A 19,390-nucleotide genomic window follows, 5' to 3' on the forward strand; every position below is an offset into this window, starting at 1 on the left:
GCCGAGGGTTTAATGTCACTCTGAGAGTCGACATTGCTGCGTGACGTGCCGAATCACAGTTTGTGACATGGCGACGTTGTGTTTCGGCGCCATACGACCGACGTTCGAGGAGCCGTGGATGGGCGTTCGCCGACTAAATCCAGTGCAACCTGCGCAGTTCGCCTTCACGCCCGAAAATCTCGCGTGGGCGAGCGAGGTGATCGCGAAATATCCCGAAGGCAAGCAGGCTTCCGCGATCATTCCGCTGCTGTGGCGTGCACAAGAGCAGGCGGGCGGCTGGCTGCCGGAGCCTGCGATCAGGCTTGTCTGCGATATGCTGGGAATGGCCCACATTCGCGGCCTCGAGGTCGCCACCTTCTATACGATGTTCCAGCTCTCGCCGGTCGGAACAAAACTCCACGTTCAGGTCTGCGGCACCACCCCGTGCATGCTCCGCGGCTCGCGCGATCTCATCGCAGTTTGCAAGAGCCGGATCGACGAGCATTCCCACACCCTGAACGCCGATGGCACGGCGTCGTGGGAAGAGGTCGAATGCATCGGCGTCTGCGCCAACGCTCCCGTCGTTCAGGTCGGCAAGGATACCTTCGAAGACCTGACGCCAGAGCAGCTGAACAAGATTATCGATGGCTTCATTGGCGGTAGACAGCCGAAAGCCGGATCTCAGATCGGCCGCGTGGCGTCTTGCCCGGAGACCGGCCCAACCACGTTGACCGATCCGGCGCTTTACGATGGCTCAACAATCGGCGCCTGGAAGAAGCGTTTTGAAGAAACATCGGGCGGACCCGCTGGCGACGCCAACGAAACGACGCCGCCTTCTGCTCTCGCTTCCCCGGCGCACAAGTCCGAGGTCGCGGCGGGCAGCTCGCCGGCGTCACCGGGAGGAGCGGCTGGAAAGCCTGCGCCGGTTCACCCCGCAGCGCTGACCGCGATGGCGAACGCTGGGCTCGTGAAAGAGCTCGAAGAGCGTAGCGGCGGCAAGGCGATTTCCGCGGGCGAACTCGATAAGATCAAGGGGGACATGATCCGCGACAGGGCAATTGCTGGCGCTGCCGCCGCAAGCCGGTCCGTCGAGCCCGAGCTTTTGAAAGCGCCGCGCGGCGGCAAAGGCGACGATTTTACGCTGATCTCGGGCGTCACCGCCGACGTACGCGATAAGCTTGGCGCAATGGGCGTCTGGCATTTCGATCAGATCGCGAAGTGGACGCCGCAGAACGTCGCGTGGTTCGAAGTCCAGCTCGATGGCTTCATGGGTCGCGTAACGCGTGACAAATGGATCGAGCAGGCGCAGAAGCTCGCATCCGGGTGGCGTCCGGAAAGCAAAGCCGGCAAAAGGCCGAAAGGGTAGCGCGCATGCTGCATGATCGCGACCGAATATTCCGCAATATATACGGCCTCCACGACGTCAGCCTCAAAGGCGCGATGAGCCGGGGCGTGTGGGATGGCACCAAGTTCTTCATCGACAAAGGTCACGACTACATCATCGACGAGATGAAGAAGTCGGGCCTGCGCGGCCGGGGCGGCGCGGGCTTCCCGACGGGCCTCAAGTGGTCGTTCATGCCGAAGGCCGATGCACGGCCGAGCTATCTCGTCATCAATGCCGACGAATCCGAGCCCGGCTCCTGCAAGGACCGCGAGATCCTTCGGCACGACGCGCATCTTATGATCGAAGGCGCGTTGCTCGCCTCCTTCGCGATGCGCGCGCATACTTGCTACGTTTACGTGCGCGGCGAATACATCCGCGAGCGCGAAGCGCTCCAGCGCGCCATCGATGAAGCCTACGACTCCAAGCTGATCGGCAAGAACAACGTCCACGGCTGGGACTTCGACATTTTCGTGCACCACGGCGCCGGCGCCTACATCTGCGGCGAAGAAACGGCGATGCTCGAGAGCCTGGAAGGCAAAAAGGGCCAGCCGCGCCTGAAGCCGCCGTTCCCGGCGAACGTTGGCCTTTACGGCGCGCCGACGACCATCAACAACGTCGAAAGCATCGCCGTCGCCGGCGAAATCCTGCGTCGCGGATCGGCGTGGTTCGCAGCCCTCGGCAAGCCGAACAACACCGGCACCAAGCTCTTCCAGATCTCCGGACACGTCGAGCGCCCGTGCGTCGTCGAAGAAGAGATGGGCATCCCGCTTAAAGAGCTGATCGACAAGCATTGCGGCGGCATCCGCGGCGGTTGGGATAATCTGCTCGCCGTTATTCCTGGCGGATCGTCGGTCCGCTGCATCACGGCCGAGCAAGCCGAAGCGGTGACGATGGATTTCGACGCGCTGGGCAAGCTGGGCTCGGGTCTCGGCACGGCCGCCGTGATCGTGATGGACAAATCGACGGACATCATCGGCGCAATCCGGCGCATCGCCTATTTCTATAAGCACGAGAGCTGCGGCCAGTGCACGCCGTGCCGCGAAGGCACCGGCTGGATGTGGCGCGTCCTCGAGCGCATGGAGCGCGGCGAGGCCGAAAAGAGCGAGATCGATCTGCTGTTCGATGTCACGAAGCAGGTCGAAGGCCACACCATCTGCGCGCTCGGCGACGCGGCGGCATGGCCCGTTCAAGGCCTGATCAAGAACTTCCGCTCGGTGATCGAAGCACGTATCGACGATTACCAGGCAAAACATTCGCGCATGGCGGCAGAGTAGGCTGCGGAAAAAAACGATGGCCAAGCAACTTATTGTCGACGGCAAGCCGATTGAGGTCGAGGACGGCACGACGCTGATGCACGCCTGCGAATTGGCGGGCTCGGTCATTCCGCGCTTCTGCTATCACGAGCGGCTGTCGATCGCCGGCAACTGCCGCATGTGTCTGGTCGAGGTCGAGGGTTCGCCGAAGCCGGTCGCTTCCTGCGCGATGCTCGTCAACGATCTCCCGCCGAACAGAGACGGCTCGCCGAAGGTCGTCAATACCGCCTCTCCGATGGTGAAGAAGGCGCGTGAAGGGGTGATGGAGTTCTTGCTCATCAACCACCCGCTCGACTGCCCGATCTGCGATCAGGGCGGCGAATGCGATCTGCAAGATCAGGCGATGGCCTTCGGCATGGGCGGCTCGCGCTATACCGAGAACAAGCGCGCCGTCGAAGAAAAGCACATCGGCCCGCTCATCAAGACGATGATGACGCGCTGCATCCATTGCACGCGCTGCGTTCGCTACATGACGGAAGTCGCGGGCGTCGAAGAACTCGGCCTGATCGGCCGCGGCGAAGATGCCGAAATCACGACTTATCTCGAGCGCGGCATCCTTTCCGAAATGAGCGCCAACGCCGTCGATCTTTGCCCTGTCGGCGCGCTGACGCATCGCCCGTGGGCCTTCGCAGCCCGACCGTGGGAGATGGAAACGTTCGAGACCATCGACGTGATGGACGCGGTCGGCTCGTCGGTCAGCGCCGACGTGCGCGGCGCCGCCGTCATGCGCATCCTCCCGCGCAACAACGACGCCGTGAACGAAGAATGGATCTCCGACAAAACGCGTCACGTGGCCGACGGCCTGAAAACGCAGCGCCTCGATCAACCCTACATTCGCAAGAATGGCCGTTTTGAGCCCGCAAGCTGGGATGAAGCGCTGGGTCTCGTTGCCGCGAATTTGAAGGCGGCTCCGGCGGAAAAGATCGGCGCCATCGCGGGCGACCTCGCGGCCGCCGAGGAAATGTTCGCGCTGAAAGACCTTCTCACGCGCTTGGGCGCAACGTCTCTCGATTGCCGCCAAGCGGGCGACAAGCTCGATCCGAAGCTCGGCCGCGCGAGCTACCTCTTCAACTCTGGCATCGAAGGCATCGAGGAGGCCGACGCAATCCTGATCGTCGGCGCCAACCCGCGTCTCGAAGCAGCCGTCCTCAACGCACGCATCCGTAAGCGCTGGCGCGCCGCGCCGACGAAAATCGCGCTTGTCGGCGCCAAGGTCGATCTCGCGTACCCTTATGAATATCTGGGCGCCGGGCCCGACACCTTGTCGGAGATCGCGAACGGCAAGCACCCATTCGCCGAAGTCTTGAAGGCCGCGAGCAAGCCTATGGTCATCGTCGGGCAGGGCGCCTTCGCCCGCGCCGACGGTCTCGCTGTACTATCGCTCGCAGCGCGCATCCTCCTCGCAGCATCCGCCGGGAAAGACGCAGCGTGGAACGGCTTCAACGTTCTGCACACAGCGGCGGCCCGCGTCGCAGGTCTCGATCTCGGCTTCGTTCCAGGGAAGGGCGGCAAGGATGTCGCCGGAATTCTCGGACCCGATTCAGAGTTCGTCTATCTGCTCGGCGCCGATGAATGCGATCTGTCGAAGGTGAGCCCGTCCGCGTTCGTCGTCTACCAGGGAACGCACGGCGACAAAGGCACCGAACGCGCCGACGTCATTCTTCCGGGCGCCGCCTACACCGAAAAGAACGCAACCTTCGTGAACACCGAAGGCCGCGCGCAGCAGACGCTGAAAGCCGTGTTTCCACCGGGAGACGCGAAGGAAGATTGGACGATCATCCGCGCGCTCTCTGAGCGTGCCGGCACCAAGCTGCCCTACGACAGCTTGAAAGAGCTTCGCGCGGCGATGTACCGGACGAGCCCACAACTCGCAGCCCTCGATACGATCGAAGTCCGCGCCGTATCCGGGCTCGAGACGCTCGCGAAGCTCGGCGCACAACCTTCATCCGGACCCTTTGCTCCGGCGATCGCTGACTTCTACATGACGAACCCCATCGCGCGATCTTCCGCCGTCATGGCCGGCATGAGCGCGCTTCGGGCGTCACATCAACAGAAACTCAACGCAGCGGAATAGGGAACATGCTCGACACGCTGCAGACATTCATGAACGACTACGGCTGGAACCTGCTGGTGCTGATCGGCTTTTCGCTGCTCTTGCTGGTCGTGCTCCTGATCATCATCGCCTTCCTGCTCCTGATGGATCGCAAGGTGTGGGCCGCAGTCCAGATGCGTCGCGGCCCGAACGTCGTCGGGCCATTCGGCCTTTTGCAATCATTCGCCGACCTTCTGAAGTTCGTCCTGAAGGAGCCGATCATCCCATCGGGCTCGGACAAGGTCGTCTTCTTGCTGGCCCCGCTCGTAACGGCGACCTGTGCCTTGGCCGCGTGGGCAGTCATCCCGGTCAACGAGAACAGCTGGGGCCGCTGGGTGATTTCCGACATGAACGTCGGAATTCTTTACCTGCTCGCGATCTCGTCGCTTGGCGTCTACGGCATCATCATGGGCGGCTGGGCGTCGAACTCGAAATATCCGTTCATGGGCGCGCTCCGCTCCGCCGCGCAGATGGTCTCCTACGAGGTCTCGATCGGCTTCGTCATTATCTGCGTGCTGCTGTGCGTCGGCTCTCTCAACGTGACCGACGTCGTCAACGCGCAGAAGACCGGGATCGGCACGCACATCGGCCTGACGAACTCGCTGCTCGACTGGTATTGGTTCGCGCTCTTTCCGATGTTCGTCGTGTTCTTTATCTCGGCGCTCGCTGAGACGAACCGGCCGCCATTCGACCTCGTCGAAGCCGAGTCGGAACTCGTCGCCGGCTTCATGGTCGAATATTCCTCGACCCCCTATCTGCTTTACATGCTCGGCGAGTACGTCTCGATCGTCGCCATGTGCGCGATGACGACGATCCTGTTCCTCGGAGGCTGGCTGCCGCCACTGGACATCTGGCCGCTCAACGCCGTCCCGGGCATTTTCTGGTTCCTGATCAAAGTCGTATTCGTCTTCTTCATGTTCGCCATGGTGAAGGCGATGGTGCCGCGGTATCGCTACGATCAATTGATGCGTCTCGGCTGGAAGGTGTTCCTGCCGTTGTCGCTCGTCATGGTCGTCATCACGGCCGCCGTGCTCCAATTCGGAGGCTTCCTCTCATGAGCGTAGCGCGCGCAGCAAAATCGCTTTTCCTCTTGGAGTTCGTCTCGGCGTTCTTCTTGACGATGCGCTACTTCTTTTCGCCGAAGAAGACGCTGAACTACCCTCATGAAAAAGGCCCGCTGTCACCGCGCTTCCGCGGCGAGCACGCGCTCCGCCGGTATCCGAACGGCGAAGAGCGCTGCATCGCCTGCAAGCTCTGCGAGGCGATCTGCCCGGCGCAAGCGATCACGATCGAGGCCGGCCCGCGCCGCAACGACGGTACGCGCCGCACGACGCGCTACGACATCGACATGACGAAGTGCATCTATTGCGGACTCTGCCAGGAAGCGTGCCCCGTCGACGCCATCGTCGAAGGACCGAACTTCGAGTTCGCGACCGAGACGCGCGAAGAACTTTTCTACGACAAGGACCGGCTGCTCGCGAACGGCGACCGCTGGGAACGCGAAATCGCAAAGAACCTCGCGCTCGACGCGAAGTATCGATAGAAGGCAAGGCGATGGCATCGGCTCTCTTCTTCTATCTTTTCTCGGTCCTCGCGGTGGCATCGGGCGCATCCGTCATTCTGACGAAGAACCCGGTTCACGCCGTCCTGTTCCTGATCCTGGCGTTCTTCAACGCTGCGGGTCTGTTCGTCCTGCTCAACGCCGAATTCCTGGCGATGCTGCTTGTCATCGTCTACGTCGGCGCGGTTTCCGTGCTCTTCCTGTTCGTCGTGATGATGCTCGATGTCGACTTCGCCGAACTGAAAGCCGGCTTCATCAAAAACGCCAAGATCGGCGCACTGATCGGCGGCATCGTTCTGTTGGAGCTTCTCGCGCTCGTAGGATACAAGGGTCTCGCGGTCTCGCCCGTGATGAGCCCGTCGTCGCCCGTGCCGGCTGCAGGCTCCGGCATCACCAACACCCGGGCGCTCGGCGAAATCCTCTATACGAAGTACGTCTACTACTTCGAGGGTGCGGGCCTCATTCTGCTCGTCGCAATGATCGGCGCGATCGTCCTGACGCTGAAGCACCGCAAAGGCATCAAGCGCCAGTCCATCAGCGCGCAGGTCGCGCGCGGACCGGCGACCGGCCTCGAAGTGGTCAAGGTCCCGAGCGGCGGCTCGGTCATCCCGCCACCCGCCAAACATCCGGAGGCTGCGGAATGACCATCGGTCTTGGACATTATCTGGTCGTCGCCGCGTGTCTCTTCACGCTCGGCATCTTCGGCATCTTCCTGAACCGGAAGAACGTCATCGTCATCCTGCTGTCGATCGAGCTGATGCTGCTTGCGGTCAACATCAACTTCGTCGCGTTCGCGCACTTCAACGGCGACCTCGTCGGGCAAATTTTCGCGCTCTTCGTACTGACCGTCGCTGCGGCCGAATCCGCCATCGGCCTCGCGATCATGGTCGTCTACTTCCGCAACCGCGGTTCCATCGCGGTCGAAGACATCAACATGATGAAGGGGTGAGGCGGAATGATTTACGCCGCCATCGTTTTTCTGCCGCTTGCCGGCGCGCTGATTGCCGGGCTGTTCGGCCGTGTCATCGGCGGTCGTCCGAGCGAGATCGTCACGACCGCGTTCCTGATGATCGCCGCCGTGCTGTCCTGGGTCGTGTTCGTCCAGGTCGGCCTCGGACACGAAACCCGCGAAATCACCCTGATGCGCTGGATCACGTCGGGCGAACTCGACGTCTCATGGTCGCTCAAGGTCGATACCCTGACGTCCGTCATGCTCGTCGTCGTAACGACGGTCTCCTCGCTCGTGCATCTCTATTCGATTGGCTACATGCACGAGGATGACTCGCGGCCGCGGTTCTTCGCGTATCTCTCGCTCTTCACCTTCGCGATGTTGATGCTCGTCACGAGCGGTAACCTCGTGCAGATGTTCTTCGGCTGGGAAGGCGTCGGCCTCGCGTCCTATCTGCTTATCGGCTTCTGGTATAAGAAGCCCGCAGCCAACGCTGCCGCCATCAAGGCCTTCATCGTCAACCGCGTCGGCGACTTCGGATTTTCGCTCGGCGTCTTCGGCCTCTTCTTCGTCTTTCACACCGTGAACCTCGACGCGCTGTTTGCTGCGGCGCCGAGCGCCGTCGGCAAAACCTTCAACTTCGCGGGTTACGAAGTCGATATCCTGACGACGCTCTCGCTATTGTTGTTCGTCGGTGCGATGGGCAAGTCTGCTCAGTTCATGTTGCACACGTGGTTGCCTGACGCGATGGAAGGCCCGACGCCCGTCTCCGCGCTCATCCATGCCGCGACGATGGTAACGGCCGGCGTGTTCATGGTTGCCCGCCTGTCGCCGATCTTCGAACTGGCACCCAATGCGCTCGTCGTCGTGACGTTCATCGGCGCCATTACCGCCTTCTTCGCGGCGACCGTCGGCCTCGTCCAGAACGACATCAAGCGTGTCATCGCCTATTCGACGTGCTCTCAGCTCGGCTATATGTTCGTTGCATGCGGCATCGGCGCATACGGCGTCGGCATCTTCCACCTCTTCACGCACGCCTTCTTCAAGGCGCTGTTGTTCCTCGGCGCGGGTTCCGTCATTCACGCCATGCATCACGAGCAGGATATGCGCGCGATGGGCGGACTGCGGAAGAAAATCCCGTATACCTTCGCCGCGATGATGATCGGCACGCTCGCGTTGACGGGCGTCGGCATTCCGCATCTCGCAGGCTTCGCCGGCTTCTATTCGAAGGACGCAATCATCGAGGCGGCCTATGCCGCCAACACGCCGAACAACTACGCCTTCTGGCTCCTCGTTGTCGCGGCATTGATGACGTCGTTCTATTCCTGGCGCCTCATCTTCATGACGTTCTACGGCGAAACACGCGCCGACCATCACACCTACGACCACGCCCACGAAAGTCCGCCGACGATGATGGTGCCGCTTGCGGTCCTGTCGCTCGGAGCCGCTCTCGCGGGTCTCGTTTTCGCTCCGTATTTCATGGGACATGATCAGAGCGAATTCTGGGGCGCTGCGATTTTCCGCGGCGAGCACAACCACATCCTGCACGAAATGCACGAAGTGCCGGGATGGGTCCCCTATTCGTCGTTGATCGCGATGCTCGCGGGCTTTGCGATTGCTTGGGTCTACTACATCGGTGCCCCTTGGCTGCCGGAGGCAACGGCGCGTACGTTCCGCCCGCTCTACCTCTTCCTGCTGAACAAGTGGTACTTCGACGAGCTCTACAATCTGATCTTCGTGCGGCCCGCGTTCGCGATCGGCCGCTTCCTTTGGAAGGGCGGTGACGGGGCCGTCATCGATGGCGCCATCGATGGCACGGCGGCGGGCGTCATCCGCGTTACCGATCGCGTCGTCAAACTGCAGACCGGCTACATGTACCACTATGCCTTCGCGATGCTGATCGGCGTCGCGGCCATCCTGACATGGCTCACCTACAACGGGCTCTTTGGCGGGGTGCTCAAATGAGCAACATTCTGACTGTCACGACATTCCTGCCGCTCGTCGGAGCGCTGCTGATCGCGACGCTCAACCCGGAAGCCAAGGGCAACGCGCGCTGGATTGCGCTCTGGACGACGCTCGTCACGTTTGCCGTCTCGCTTCTCATCTGGATCAACTTCGACACGACCACCGCAGGGTTCCAGTTCGTCGAGGAGCATGCCTGGCTCGGTCCGCTGAAATATAAAATGGGCGTCGACGGCATTTCGATGCTGTTCGTAATCCTGACGACATTCCTGATGCCGCTTTGCATTCTGGCAAGCTGGGTTTCGGTCCAGGAGCGCGTCAAGGAATACATGATCTCGTTTCTCGTTCTGGAAACGTTGATGCTTGGCGTCTTCTCTGCGCTCGATATGGTTCTCTTCTACCTCTTCTTCGAGGGCGGCCTCATTCCGATGTTCATCATCATCGGCGTTTGGGGCGGCAAGCGGCGCGTCTACGCAAGCTTCAAGTTCTTCCTCTACACGCTGCTTGGTTCGGTGCTGATGCTGCTCGCCATGATGGCGATGTACTGGCACGCCGGAACGACCGACATCCCGACCCTGCTGCAGACGAAATTCCCGCCGGATATGCAGTGGTGGCTATGGATCGCGTTCTTTGCGTCGTTTGCTGTGAAGATGCCGATGTGGCCCGTCCACACCTGGCTTCCTGATGCGCACGTCGAGGCGCCGACTGCGGGTTCGGTCATTCTTGCCGGCATTCTCTTGAAGATGGGCGGCTACGGCTTCCTGCGCTTCTCGCTGCCTATGTTCCCGAACGCGTCCGCCGACCTGGCGCCTCTGGTGTTTACGCTGTCGATCGTCGCGATCATCTACACCTCGCTCGTCGCGCTCGTGCAGGAAGATATCAAGAAGCTCATTGCCTACTCTTCGGTGGCGCACATGGGCTTCGTGACGATGGGCATCTTCACGGCTACCCAGCAGGGCGTTGACGGCGCGATCTTTCAGATGCTGTCGCACGGCATCATTTCATCCGCTCTCTTCCTCTGTGTCGGCGTCATCTACGATCGCACGCACACCCGCGAAATCGCGGCCTATGGCGGCCTCGTCGAGCGGATGCCGAAATACGCTGTCGCCTTCATGGTCTTCACCATGGCGAACGTCGGCCTGCCCGGGACCAGCGGCTTCGTCGGCGAATTCTTGACGCTGCTGGCGGCCTTCAAGGCCAACACCTGGGTCGCGATCCTGGCGACGACCGGCATCATTCTCTCAGCGGCTTACGCGCTCTATCTCTATCGCCGGGTCATTTTTGGCGCGCTCGAAAAGGCCAGCCTTAAAGGCTTGCTCGACCTCTCTCCGCGCGAGATCGCGATCCTCGCCCCGCTCGTGCTGCTCACGATTTTCTACGGCGTCTATCCCTCTCCCGTCCTCGACGTGACGGCGACATCGGTGAAGAACCTCGTGCAGAATTATCAATCCGCCCAGGGGACGGCTGCCGCATCGGCGGCGCCTGAAGGAACCCAATAATGGATAGCTCGGTCCTATATGTCGTCGCGCCGGAGCTGATACTCGCAATCGGCGCCATTTCGCTGCTGATGCTCGGCGTCTTCACATCGAACGGCGAAGCGGCGGGCCGTACCGTCACTTGGCTTTCGATCGCCGTATTGATCGCGGCCGCCATCGCCGTTTTCGAGGGCACCGGCAGCTCGATCGTTTTCGGCGGGGCGTTCGTCTCTGACGGGTTCACGCGCTTTCTGAAGATCGTGATCCTCATCGGCGCCGCGTTGACGCTGCTGATGACGTTCGACAACTTCGGCCGCGCCAAGCTTCTGCAGTTCGAATATCCGGTGCTCGTGCTGCTCGCGACCCTCGGCATGCTGATGATGGTCTCGGCGAATGACCTCATCGCGCTCTATCTCGGCCTCGAGTTGCAGTCCCTCGCGCTCTACGTCATTGCCGCGTTCAGGCGCGACGACGTGCAATCCAGCGAAGCGGGCCTCAAGTATTTCGTCCTCGGAGCGTTGTCCTCGGGCATGCTTCTCTACGGCGCCTCGATGCTCTACGGCGTCACGGGCTCGACGAGTTACGCAACGATCGCAGCCGCAGCAACGCTCCCGGAAATGTCGACGAACATCGGCCTGACCTTCGGGCTCGTGTTCGTTCTCGTCGGCTTGGCGTTCAAAATCGCAGCCGTGCCGTTCCACATGTGGACGCCCGACGTCTACCAGGGCGCGCCGACCCCGGTCACCGCGTTCTTCGCCGGCGCACCAAAGATTGCCGCCATGGCGCTCCTGCTGCGCTTCACCCAGGCAGCGCTTCCGGGCGTCGCGCCCCAGTGGCAGCAGATCGTCATTTTCCTCGCGATTGCCTCGATGGTGCTCGGCTCTTTCGCGGCGATCGGCCAGAACAATATCAAACGACTGCTCGCCTACTCGTCGATCGGCAACATCGGTTTCGCCCTGATAGGACTTGCCGCGAACAACACCGAAGGTACGGCCGGCGTACTCATTTATCTCGTGATCTACGTGGCGATGACGCTCGGCGCGTTTGCGTGCGTCCTCGCGATGCAGCGCAACGGCCGCAACGTCGAGAGCATCTCCGACCTTTCGGGCCTCGCAAAAACGAACCTCACGTTCGCAACGATCCTCGCCGTTCTGATGTTTTCGCTCGCGGGTATCCCGCCGCTCGCTGGCTTCTGGGCGAAATGGTACGTCTTCCTGCCGGCGATCAAGGCGGGGCTCTATCCGCTGTCCGTGATCGGCGTCGTAACGAGCGTCGTTGGCGCTTACTACTATCTGCGGGTCGTGAAGATCATGTTCTTCGACGAGACGGCTGAGGGCTTTTCGCCGCCTGAAGGCCGGACCTTTGCAGTCATGGCGCTTTCGGCAGCCTTCGTTGTGGCGTTCGTTCTGCCATTCGTGGGCGGAACCGTGGTCGATGCGGCAACGGCTGCAGCTTCGGTGCTCGTGCCGGCCCATCCCCTGTAATCATGCCGCGCATCGTCCATCTCGCTGAGACCGCGTCGACGAACGCCGACGCCATGCGTCTCGGCCTGAGCGGCGAGGAACTTCCCCTCTGGGTCATCGCCGACACTCAGACCGGCGGCCGGGGACGCTCGGGCCGAGCCTGGGTATCAGAGACCGGCAACCTTCACGCCAGCCTCGCGTTCCGCTCCGATGCCCCGCTGGAAAAGGCGGGCCAATTGTCACTACTCGCTGGAATTGCGGTGATAGACGCCGTTCGCGCCACAATGGATCTTGCGCCGGGAACAGAACTTCGCCTCAAATGGCCGAACGACATTTTGGTCGGAAGCGCCAAGGCCGGGGGGATTCTGGTCGAGAGCACTTCCGTTCGCGCTGGCCCCGGTTTTTTAGCAATATTAGGCTTTGGATTGAATTTGATAAGCGCACCCGACAGTCTCGGTCGTGCCGTCACGGCGCTCAGCCAACACGGCAAATCTCCCGAGCCGCTCGTCTTCCTCGAGATGCTTTCCGAAAAGGTCGCGTTCTGGCTCGACCGCTGGCAGGCGGGGGAGGGCTTCGCCGCGATCCGCGAGGCGTGGATGGAGCGCGCAGGAGCCATGGGTGAACGCATCGCGATAAATACGGCCGAAGGCCTCTTGTCTGCAACCTATCAAGGACTTTCCGAAACCGGCGCGCTGCGTGCCGACGTTGGGGGCACCATCAAAGAAATCAGCTACGGCGACGTCATGCTCGTTGGTCAGATTGCGCGCGATGGAACTCCATGAGCGAACGCGCACCACCTCAGCGACCGGGAAGTTCCAGACCAGACGAACTCGTATTCATGGCGCTCGGCGGTCTCGGCGAGATCGGCATGAACGTCTATCTCTACGGCTTCGGGCCGCCGAGGGCCCGCTCCTGGCTGATGGTCGACCTGGGCGTAACCTTCCCGCATGAAAGCGAGCCGGGCGCCGACGTCGTGCTGCCCGACCTCCGCTTCATCGTCGCCGAACGCAAAAACCTCGTCGGCCTCGTCTTGACTCACGCGCACGAGGATCACGTCGGCGCCATCATCGATCTCTGGCCGTCGCTCGAATGCCCGATCTTCGCGACGCCCTTCACGGCGGGAATGCTGAAGACGAAGGTCGGCGAATATGGCGGCACGCTCTCGCTGCCGATCAAGGAAGTGCCGCTCAGCGGCCGCTTCAATGCCGGCCCCTTCGAAGTCGAATTCGTCAGCGTAACGCATTCGATTCCCGAACCGAATGGTCTCGCGATCCGAACGCCTGCGGGTCTCGTCTTCCATACTGGCGACTGGAAACTCGATCCGACGCCCGTTATCGGCCGTCCGCACGATGCCGGAAGGCTCGAAGCGCTCGGCGACGAAGGCGTGCTCGCAATGGTCGGCGATTCGACGAACGCGATGCGGGAAGGCCGATCCGCTTCGGAATCCGATGTCGCCAAGACGCTGCGCAAACTCATCGCCGACGCGCCGCGCTGTGTCGCCGTCACGCTCTTCGCGTCGAACGTGGCGCGCGTTTCGTCTATCGCGGCGGCTGCCCATGCCGCGGGGCGCACGCTCGTCGTCGCCGGCCGGGCGCTTCATCGCATCATCGAGGTGGCGATCGAAACGGGCTACCTGCCGGAGGGTTTCACGTATCTCGACCAGCAGCGGTTTTCCGATCTCCCGCGAGATAAGGTTCTCATTCTGTGCACCGGCAGTCAGGGCGAGACACGCGCCGCAATGGCGCGCATCGCGGAAGACGAACATCCGGATATCTCGCTCGACAAGGGCGATATCGTCATCTTTTCCTCGCGCACCATTCCCGGGAATGAAAAAGCCGTTTCGCGCATTCAGAACGGGCTGGCCCGGCTCGGCGTCGACATCGTCACCGACAGCGAAGCGCTCGTGCATGTCACCGGTCATCCGCGTCGCGATGAGCTCAAGGACATGTACGGTTGGATCCGCCCGAAGATCGCCATTCCGATGCACGGCGAGGCGAGGCATCTACGGGAGCACGCGAAGCTCGCTCGCGCGTGCGGTGTCAGCGAAACGTTCACGATCGTCGACGGAGACGTCTTGAAGTTGTGGCCGGGGCCCGCAGCCGTCATCGATCAAGCGCCGGTCGGCCGCCTCTATCGCGACGGCAACCTCATCGTTCCGGACGCCGAAGGACCGGTCAAGAGCCGCCGCAAACTGTCGTTCGTCGGCATAGCGGTGGTCGCGATGGCGCTGTCGCGGCGCGGTGAAATCATTGGTGAACCGGGCGTCGTCCTCGAGGGCATCCCGGCCGCGGATCGTGATGGCGAATCGATGCGCGAAATCGTGCTCGACGCCATCGACGGAACGCTCCGCTCAATTCCGCCGAAGCGGCGCGGTGACCACGGCATGGTTCAGGACGCAGTGCTCCGTGCAGTGCGCTCCGCCATCAACGAGGCCTGGGGCAAGAAGCCAGTTGTCAAAGTGCTGGTCTCCGTGGTGGATGGCAGAAACTAATCGCCGCAACAATTCGCTCGACTTTGCCGTGCTGGAGACCGGAGCATGATTGGACGCCTTAACCACGTCGCCATAGCCGTCAAAGATCTCGCAAAGGCCTCGGCCGTTTATAAAAACGCTCTCGGAGCGCAGGTGGGTCCGCCGCTTGTCCAACCGGACCATGGCGTTACCGTCGTTTTCATCGAGCTTCCAAACACCAAGATCGAGCTGCTCGAGCCACTGGGCGAAGGTTCGCCGATCGCGAAATTCCTCGAAAAATCTCCCGACGGTGGAATTCACCATGTATGCTACGAGGTAGATGATATTATCGCGGCGCGCGACCAGTTGAAGTCTCAGGGGGCTCGCGTGCTCGGCGATGGCACTCCGAAGATCGGTGCACACGGCAAGCCCGTGCTGTTTCTTCATCCGAAGGACTTCTGCGGCACCCTCGTCGAGTTGGAGCAGGTCTGAAGAGGCCCTGGCGAAACCTAGAGAACAAGGGGCGGTGTAATGCGTACGTCGGTAGCTGTGGCAACATTCTTTTGCCTTTGGTTCATCACGCTGTTCGCAGTGCTGCCCTTCTTCGCGAAAACTCAGGAGGAGGCGGGCGACGTCATTCCCGGTACTCCTGAAAGCGCGCCTCACAAGATGAACGTCGTCAAGCTTCTGTGGGTCAATACGGTGGTCGCGGCCATCACGTTCGCAGGCGTCTATGCGGTGATCGCGAATATCTGAGATCATTCGCGTTCTCGCATCGGGATCAGCCGGGGATCGATGCCCACAACTTCAACGCGCCCGCCAATTGCCAGTCCAGCACTTACCCGCTATTGCGCCCTGTCGATCTCGCAGGCCCGATGCCGCATGTCTTTAGCAGGTTGATCTCTTCGCTCGCCGGCTTTGCTCCGTTGCAACGCCTGCATGAAAAGGCTATTCGGCTTGGGCTCAATTCCTGACTGCCGAGAGACTTGAGGCGCGGCTCGCCCGCGCGAATTTAACGAGCGAGCTCGCAATGCGAATTTCACAGGCCTTCCCGTGCAATCCATCCCGTCCGCGCGCACACGCGCCGGAGGCAGCACGATGAGCAAGCGCGCCCTTTCCGTCACCCGCGAGCAGAACTTTCCGGACTGGTACCAGGCGATCGTTCGCGACGGCGACATGGCCGAGACCAGCCCCGTCCGCGGCTGCATGATCATCAAGCCGTGGGGCTGGGGCGTCTGGGAACGCATACAGGCCGAGCTCGATGCCCGCATCAAGGATACGGGTCACGACAACTGCTACTTCCCGCTTTTCATCCCGATGAGCTTCCTCGCCAAGGAGGCCGAGCACGTCGAGGGGTTCGCCAAGGAAATGGCGGTCGTCACGCACCACCGCCTTAAGAACGAAGGCGGCAAGCTGGTGGTCGATCCCGACGCCAAGCTCGAAGAGCCGCTGATCGTCCGCCCGACGTCGGAGACGATCATCGGCGACGCGTTCCAGCGCTGGATCAAGAGCTATCGCGACCTGCCGCTCCTTGTGAATCAGTGGGCCAACGTCGTGCGCTGGGAAATGCGCACGCGTCTGTTCCTGCGCACGACCGAATTTCTTTGGCAGGAAGGCCATACAGCCCACGCGGATCGCGACGATGCGGTTGCCGAGACGCTGAAGATGCTCGAGGTCTATCGCACGTTCGCGGAAGACGTGCTCGCGATGCCGGTCGTCGCGGGCGAGAAGCCGCCGAACGAGCGCTTCCCCGGAGCCGACAATACCTATTCGATCGAAGCGATGATGCAGGACGGCAAAGCTCTGCAAGCCGGAACGTCGCATTATCTCGGCACGCATTTCGCCGAAGCGCAGAACATCCAATTCCAGAACGCGCAAGGCGCGCTCACGTATTGCCACACGACAAGCTGGGGTGTCTCGACGCGGCTGATCGGCGGCGTGATCATGACCCACGGCGACGACGACGGCCTGCGCTTGCCGCCGATGATTGCGCCTCGCCAGATCGTCATCGTGCCGATGCTCCGCGAGAAGCCGGAAGATGCTGAACTGATCGAATATTGCAAGTCGCTCGAAAAAGAACTGAAAGCGGCCGGCATCCGCACCCTCGTTGATTTGAAACTGACGAAATCCGCCGAGAAGCGCTGGAATTGGGTGCGCCGTGGCGCGCCCGTCATTGTCGAGATCGGCGGTCGCGATGCCACCGGCGGCAACGTCACGTTCATGCGCCGCGACCGCTTGCGCGACGGCGACAAAGTCATCTCGAATACAAAGCCGCGCGCCGACTTCGTGGCCGAGGCGCCCGCGCTTCTGAAAGAGATTCAGTCGACGCTCTATAGCGAGGCGAAGGCGCGCCTCGACAGCAACATCATCACGAACATTAAGTCGTTCAAGGAACTCGAAGAGTACTTCGGACCGGCGGCCGAGGGCGACGACGAAGCCGGAGCGTTCAAGGGCTGGGTACGCGTGCCTTGGTCGCGTCCAGAAGGGGCGGCGCTCGACGCCATCGCCGATCGGCTGAAGGCCCTGAAGCTCACCATTCGCAACGCGCCCCTGGCGCAGGAGGCGGTCGCAGGGGCATGTCTCTTCACGAGCGAAGCGGCGAAGGAGTACGTGCTGATCGCACGCGCATACTAAAACGGCTGGAATACGGTCAAACGGCCTTAACTGCGACACAGGGAGCTGCGATGCGGCGCGCGATTGGGGTAACGGCGGTGAGGCCACGATGACTGTTTCAGGGCACAGCGAAACGGCGACTGGACTCGGCGGGGAACGGGCGGCGTCCAGCGGGACGAAACCATTCTCGGCGTTCGAATGGATGATCGCCGGCCGCTATTTGCGCGCAAGGCGCAAGGAAGGCTTCATCTCCGTCATTGCCGGGTTCTCGTTCCTCGGCATCATGCTCGGCGTCGCGACGTTGATTATCGTCATGGCGGTGATGAACGGCTTCCGGCACGATCTGTTCGGCAAGATCATGGGCCTCAACGGCCACGTCATCGTCCAGAAGCTCGGCGATCCCTTCACTGACTACACGGATGTCGCCAACACGATTTCGCGCGTGCCCGGCGTCCAGACGGCGATGCCCGTTATCGAAGGCCAGGTGATGGTCTCCTCGACCTCGCAAGCGCTCGGCGGTCTCGTTCGCGGCGTCAGGGAAAACGATCTGAAATCGTTGAAGCTCGTCGCCAGCAACGTCCGCGCCGGCACGCTCGATGGTTTCGACAATCAGACAGGCATCGCAATGGGCGTGCGCCTTGCGAATCAGCTGCGCGTCGGCCTCGGCGATACGGTGACGCTCGTCTCTCCGCGCGGCGCAGCAACCCCGTTCGGGACGGCACCGAGATCTAAAGCCTATCAGGTCACTTCGATCTTCGAATTGGGCATGTCCGAATACGACCGCATGATGATCTTCATGCCGCTCGCCGAAGCGCAGAAATATTTCTCGAAGAACGGCGAAGTCGATGTCGTCGAAGTCGTCGTCGACAATCCGGAAGATGTCGATCGTTATAACAAGCTGATCCAGGAAGCGACGGGCCCGTCGACCACCATCAACGATTGGCGTCAACGCAACGAGACGTTCTTCAACGTGCTCGCGGTCGAGCGAAACGTCATGTTCATCATCCTCTCGCTGATCGTGCTCGTCGCGGCGCTGAACATCATTTCCGGCCTGATGATGCTCGTGAAGGACAAGGGCCGCGACATCGCCATCCTGCGGACGATGGGAGCGACCAAGGGCGCCGTGATGCGAATATTCCTGATCACCGGCGCATCCATCGGCATCGTCGGCACGCTTGCTGGATTGGTGCTCGGCGTTGTCTTCTGCTGGAACATCGAGAATATCAAGAACTTCGTATCGTGGGTATCGGGCACGACGGTCTTCGATCCGAGCGTCTATTATCTGACGAAGTTGCCCGCTGAGATCGATGTCCACGAAACGGGAGGCATCGTCTTGATGGCGCTTGTGCTGTCGGTCATCGCAACCCTCTACCCGTCGTGGAAAGCTTCGAAGCTCGATCCCGTCGAAGCATTGCGGTACGAGTGAGACCCATGGACACCACACCCATTGCGCCGATTTTGCAGCTCGAGAACGTCACGAGATCCTTTCGCCAAGGCGAGAAGGAGATCACGGTTCTAACGGGCGTCGACGCCGTTCTATGGCCCGGTCAGGCCGTGGCGCTCGTCGGGCCCTCGGGAGCCGGCAAGTCTACGCTTCTGCACATAACGGGATTGCTCGAATCTCCGACGAGCGGGCGCGTGATCATCAACGGGCACGACTGCGCGACGCTTACCGAGGGCGAGCGCACGAAGCTCCGGCGCAAAGAGATCGGCTTCGTCTATCAGTTTCATCAGCTGTTGCCGGAATTCAGTGCGCTCGAAAACGTCGTCATTCCGCAGCTCATCCTCGGCACCAGCCGTAAGGCGGCGGACAAACACGCACGCGAGCTTCTCGCAACCGTCGGTCTCGCCGGACGAGCCGAGCATCGTCCCGCGGAACTGTCGGGGGGCGAGCAGCAGCGCACCGCCATTTGCCGTGGACTGGCGAACAGCCCGCGGCTTCTGCTCGCCGATGAGCCGACCGGAAACCTCGATCCGCATACGTCAGAACATGTGTTCCGTCAGCTGATCGATGTTATCCGCCGCCAGGGCGTTGCAGCGCTGATCGCGACCCACAATCTTGAGCTCGCGAGCCGCATGGACCGCGTTCTGCAGGTTCATGATGGCCGCCTTGTCGAGATCTCGCTGGCAAAAACGCGCTGAAAATCCAC

The 19,390-nt window shown here is 61.6% G+C and carries 17 protein-coding genes; all 17 read left to right on the plus strand.

The annotated features are described in order from the left end of the window. The first annotated feature begins 118 nt into the window (after window positions 1-118). The 17 genes from nuoE to AC1DK3_RS05085 all read left to right on the plus strand — a co-directional run bounded on the left by nuoE (window position 119) and on the right by AC1DK3_RS05085 (window position 19,382). The gene (nuoE, locus tag AC1DK3_RS05005; RefSeq protein ID WP_477191169.1) at window positions 119-1,345 is read left to right on the plus strand and encodes an NADH-quinone oxidoreductase subunit NuoE; all 1,227 of its coding nucleotides are present in this window, start codon (window positions 119-121) and stop codon (window positions 1,343-1,345) included. Between the two features lie 5 nt (window positions 1,346-1,350). Continuing rightward, window positions 1,351-2,637, plus strand: a complete 1,287-nt coding sequence (gene nuoF, locus AC1DK3_RS05010) for an NADH-quinone oxidoreductase subunit NuoF (protein ID WP_477191170.1) — start codon at window positions 1,351-1,353, stop codon at window positions 2,635-2,637. 16 nt (window positions 2,638-2,653) lie between these two features. Continuing rightward, window positions 2,654-4,750, plus strand: a complete 2,097-nt coding sequence (nuoG, locus tag AC1DK3_RS05015; RefSeq protein WP_477191171.1) for an NADH-quinone oxidoreductase subunit NuoG — start codon at window positions 2,654-2,656, stop codon at window positions 4,748-4,750. Window positions 4,751-4,755: 5 nt separating this feature from the next. Further along, window positions 4,756-5,826, plus strand: a complete 1,071-nt coding sequence (gene nuoH, locus AC1DK3_RS05020; protein ID WP_477191172.1) for an NADH-quinone oxidoreductase subunit NuoH — start codon at window positions 4,756-4,758, stop codon at window positions 5,824-5,826. Next, on the plus strand, window positions 5,823-6,311 hold the full coding sequence (gene nuoI / locus AC1DK3_RS05025) for an NADH-quinone oxidoreductase subunit NuoI (RefSeq protein ID WP_477191173.1): 489 nt from the start codon (window positions 5,823-5,825) through the stop codon (window positions 6,309-6,311). Before nuoH ends, nuoI begins: the two co-directional genes overlap by 4 nt. Before the next feature lie 11 nt (window positions 6,312-6,322). Then, a complete protein-coding gene (locus AC1DK3_RS05030) occupies window positions 6,323-6,973 on the plus strand; it encodes an NADH-quinone oxidoreductase subunit J (RefSeq protein WP_477191174.1) in 651 nt (216 codons plus the stop codon). Beyond that, window positions 6,970-7,278, plus strand: a complete 309-nt coding sequence (gene nuoK / locus AC1DK3_RS05035) for an NADH-quinone oxidoreductase subunit NuoK (protein ID WP_291166964.1) — start codon at window positions 6,970-6,972, stop codon at window positions 7,276-7,278. The genes AC1DK3_RS05030 and nuoK overlap by 4 nt, the downstream gene beginning before the upstream one ends. A 6-nt stretch (window positions 7,279-7,284) precedes the next feature. Continuing rightward, window positions 7,285-9,243, plus strand: a complete 1,959-nt coding sequence (gene nuoL / locus AC1DK3_RS05040) for an NADH-quinone oxidoreductase subunit L (RefSeq protein ID WP_477191175.1) — start codon at window positions 7,285-7,287, stop codon at window positions 9,241-9,243. Beyond that, window positions 9,240-10,739 (plus strand): NADH-quinone oxidoreductase subunit M, encoded by a 1,500-nt coding sequence (locus tag AC1DK3_RS05045; RefSeq protein ID WP_477191176.1) that lies wholly within the window; start codon window positions 9,240-9,242, stop codon window positions 10,737-10,739. Before nuoL ends, AC1DK3_RS05045 begins: the two co-directional genes overlap by 4 nt. Further along, window positions 10,739-12,199 (plus strand): NADH-quinone oxidoreductase subunit NuoN, encoded by a 1,461-nt coding sequence (gene nuoN, locus AC1DK3_RS05050; RefSeq protein WP_477191177.1) that lies wholly within the window; start codon window positions 10,739-10,741, stop codon window positions 12,197-12,199. The genes AC1DK3_RS05045 and nuoN overlap by 1 nt, the downstream gene beginning before the upstream one ends. Before the next feature lie 2 nt (window positions 12,200-12,201). Next, the gene (locus tag AC1DK3_RS05055; RefSeq protein WP_477191178.1) at window positions 12,202-12,960 is read left to right on the plus strand and encodes a biotin--[acetyl-CoA-carboxylase] ligase; all 759 of its coding nucleotides are present in this window, start codon (window positions 12,202-12,204) and stop codon (window positions 12,958-12,960) included. Next, window positions 12,957-14,669: a ribonuclease J gene (locus AC1DK3_RS05060; protein WP_477191179.1), complete on the plus strand. Its 1,713-nt coding sequence runs from the start codon at window positions 12,957-12,959 to the stop codon at window positions 14,667-14,669. Before AC1DK3_RS05055 ends, AC1DK3_RS05060 begins: the two co-directional genes overlap by 4 nt. 45 nt (window positions 14,670-14,714) lie before the next feature. Then, complete coding sequence (gene mce, locus AC1DK3_RS05065) at window positions 14,715-15,119, plus strand: methylmalonyl-CoA epimerase (RefSeq protein ID WP_477191180.1); 405 nt, start codon at window positions 14,715-14,717, stop codon at window positions 15,117-15,119. A 39-nt stretch (window positions 15,120-15,158) separates the two neighbouring features. Next, a complete protein-coding gene (locus AC1DK3_RS05070; protein ID WP_477191181.1) occupies window positions 15,159-15,383 on the plus strand; it encodes a DUF1467 family protein in 225 nt (74 codons plus the stop codon). Window positions 15,384-15,725: 342 nt separating this feature from the next. After that, window positions 15,726-17,261, plus strand: a complete 1,536-nt coding sequence (gene proS / locus AC1DK3_RS05075) for a proline--tRNA ligase (RefSeq protein ID WP_477191182.1) — start codon at window positions 15,726-15,728, stop codon at window positions 17,259-17,261. Between the two features lie 181 nt (window positions 17,262-17,442). Continuing rightward, window positions 17,443-18,666 (plus strand): lipoprotein-releasing ABC transporter permease subunit, encoded by a 1,224-nt coding sequence (locus AC1DK3_RS05080; protein WP_477192877.1) that lies wholly within the window; start codon window positions 17,443-17,445, stop codon window positions 18,664-18,666. Between the two features lie 5 nt (window positions 18,667-18,671). Next, window positions 18,672-19,382 carry an ABC transporter ATP-binding protein gene (locus tag AC1DK3_RS05085; RefSeq protein ID WP_477191183.1) on the plus strand — a complete coding sequence of 237 codons (711 nt, stop codon included), beginning with the start codon at window positions 18,672-18,674 and terminating at the stop codon, window positions 19,380-19,382. Window positions 19,383-19,390: the final 8 nt, after the last annotated feature.

The organism is Hyphomicrobium sp. 01T421, from assembly GCF_056398805.1.

What these genes read in the sequence shown, in the direction of transcription:
- AC1DK3_RS05045 (WP_477191176.1), top strand. Translation starts at nt 9,240, where the DNA reads ATGAGCAACATTCTGACTGTCACGACATTCCTGCCGCTCGTCGGAGCG.
- AC1DK3_RS05055 (WP_477191178.1), top strand. Translation starts at nt 12,202, where the DNA reads ATGCCGCGCATCGTCCATCTCGCTGAGACCGCGTCGACGAACGCCGAC.
- proS (WP_477191182.1), top strand. Translation starts at nt 15,726, where the DNA reads ATGAGCAAGCGCGCCCTTTCCGTCACCCGCGAGCAGAACTTTCCGGAC.
- nuoE (WP_477191169.1), top strand. Translation starts at nt 119, where the DNA reads ATGGGCGTTCGCCGACTAAATCCAGTGCAACCTGCGCAGTTCGCCTTC.
- AC1DK3_RS05085 (WP_477191183.1), top strand. Translation starts at nt 18,672, where the DNA reads ATGGACACCACACCCATTGCGCCGATTTTGCAGCTCGAGAACGTCACG.
- nuoI (WP_477191173.1), top strand. Translation starts at nt 5,823, where the DNA reads ATGAGCGTAGCGCGCGCAGCAAAATCGCTTTTCCTCTTGGAGTTCGTC.
- nuoK (WP_291166964.1), top strand. Translation starts at nt 6,970, where the DNA reads ATGACCATCGGTCTTGGACATTATCTGGTCGTCGCCGCGTGTCTCTTC.
- AC1DK3_RS05070 (WP_477191181.1), top strand. Translation starts at nt 15,159, where the DNA reads ATGCGTACGTCGGTAGCTGTGGCAACATTCTTTTGCCTTTGGTTCATC.
- AC1DK3_RS05080 (WP_477192877.1), top strand. Translation starts at nt 17,443, where the DNA reads ATGATCGCCGGCCGCTATTTGCGCGCAAGGCGCAAGGAAGGCTTCATC.
- nuoL (WP_477191175.1), top strand. Translation starts at nt 7,285, where the DNA reads ATGATTTACGCCGCCATCGTTTTTCTGCCGCTTGCCGGCGCGCTGATT.
- nuoG (WP_477191171.1), top strand. Translation starts at nt 2,654, where the DNA reads ATGGCCAAGCAACTTATTGTCGACGGCAAGCCGATTGAGGTCGAGGAC.
- AC1DK3_RS05060 (WP_477191179.1), top strand. Translation starts at nt 12,957, where the DNA reads ATGAGCGAACGCGCACCACCTCAGCGACCGGGAAGTTCCAGACCAGAC.
- mce (WP_477191180.1), top strand. Translation starts at nt 14,715, where the DNA reads ATGATTGGACGCCTTAACCACGTCGCCATAGCCGTCAAAGATCTCGCA.
- AC1DK3_RS05030 (WP_477191174.1), top strand. Translation starts at nt 6,323, where the DNA reads ATGGCATCGGCTCTCTTCTTCTATCTTTTCTCGGTCCTCGCGGTGGCA.
- nuoH (WP_477191172.1), top strand. Translation starts at nt 4,756, where the DNA reads ATGCTCGACACGCTGCAGACATTCATGAACGACTACGGCTGGAACCTG.
- nuoN (WP_477191177.1), top strand. Translation starts at nt 10,739, where the DNA reads ATGGATAGCTCGGTCCTATATGTCGTCGCGCCGGAGCTGATACTCGCA.
- nuoF (WP_477191170.1), top strand. Translation starts at nt 1,351, where the DNA reads ATGCTGCATGATCGCGACCGAATATTCCGCAATATATACGGCCTCCAC.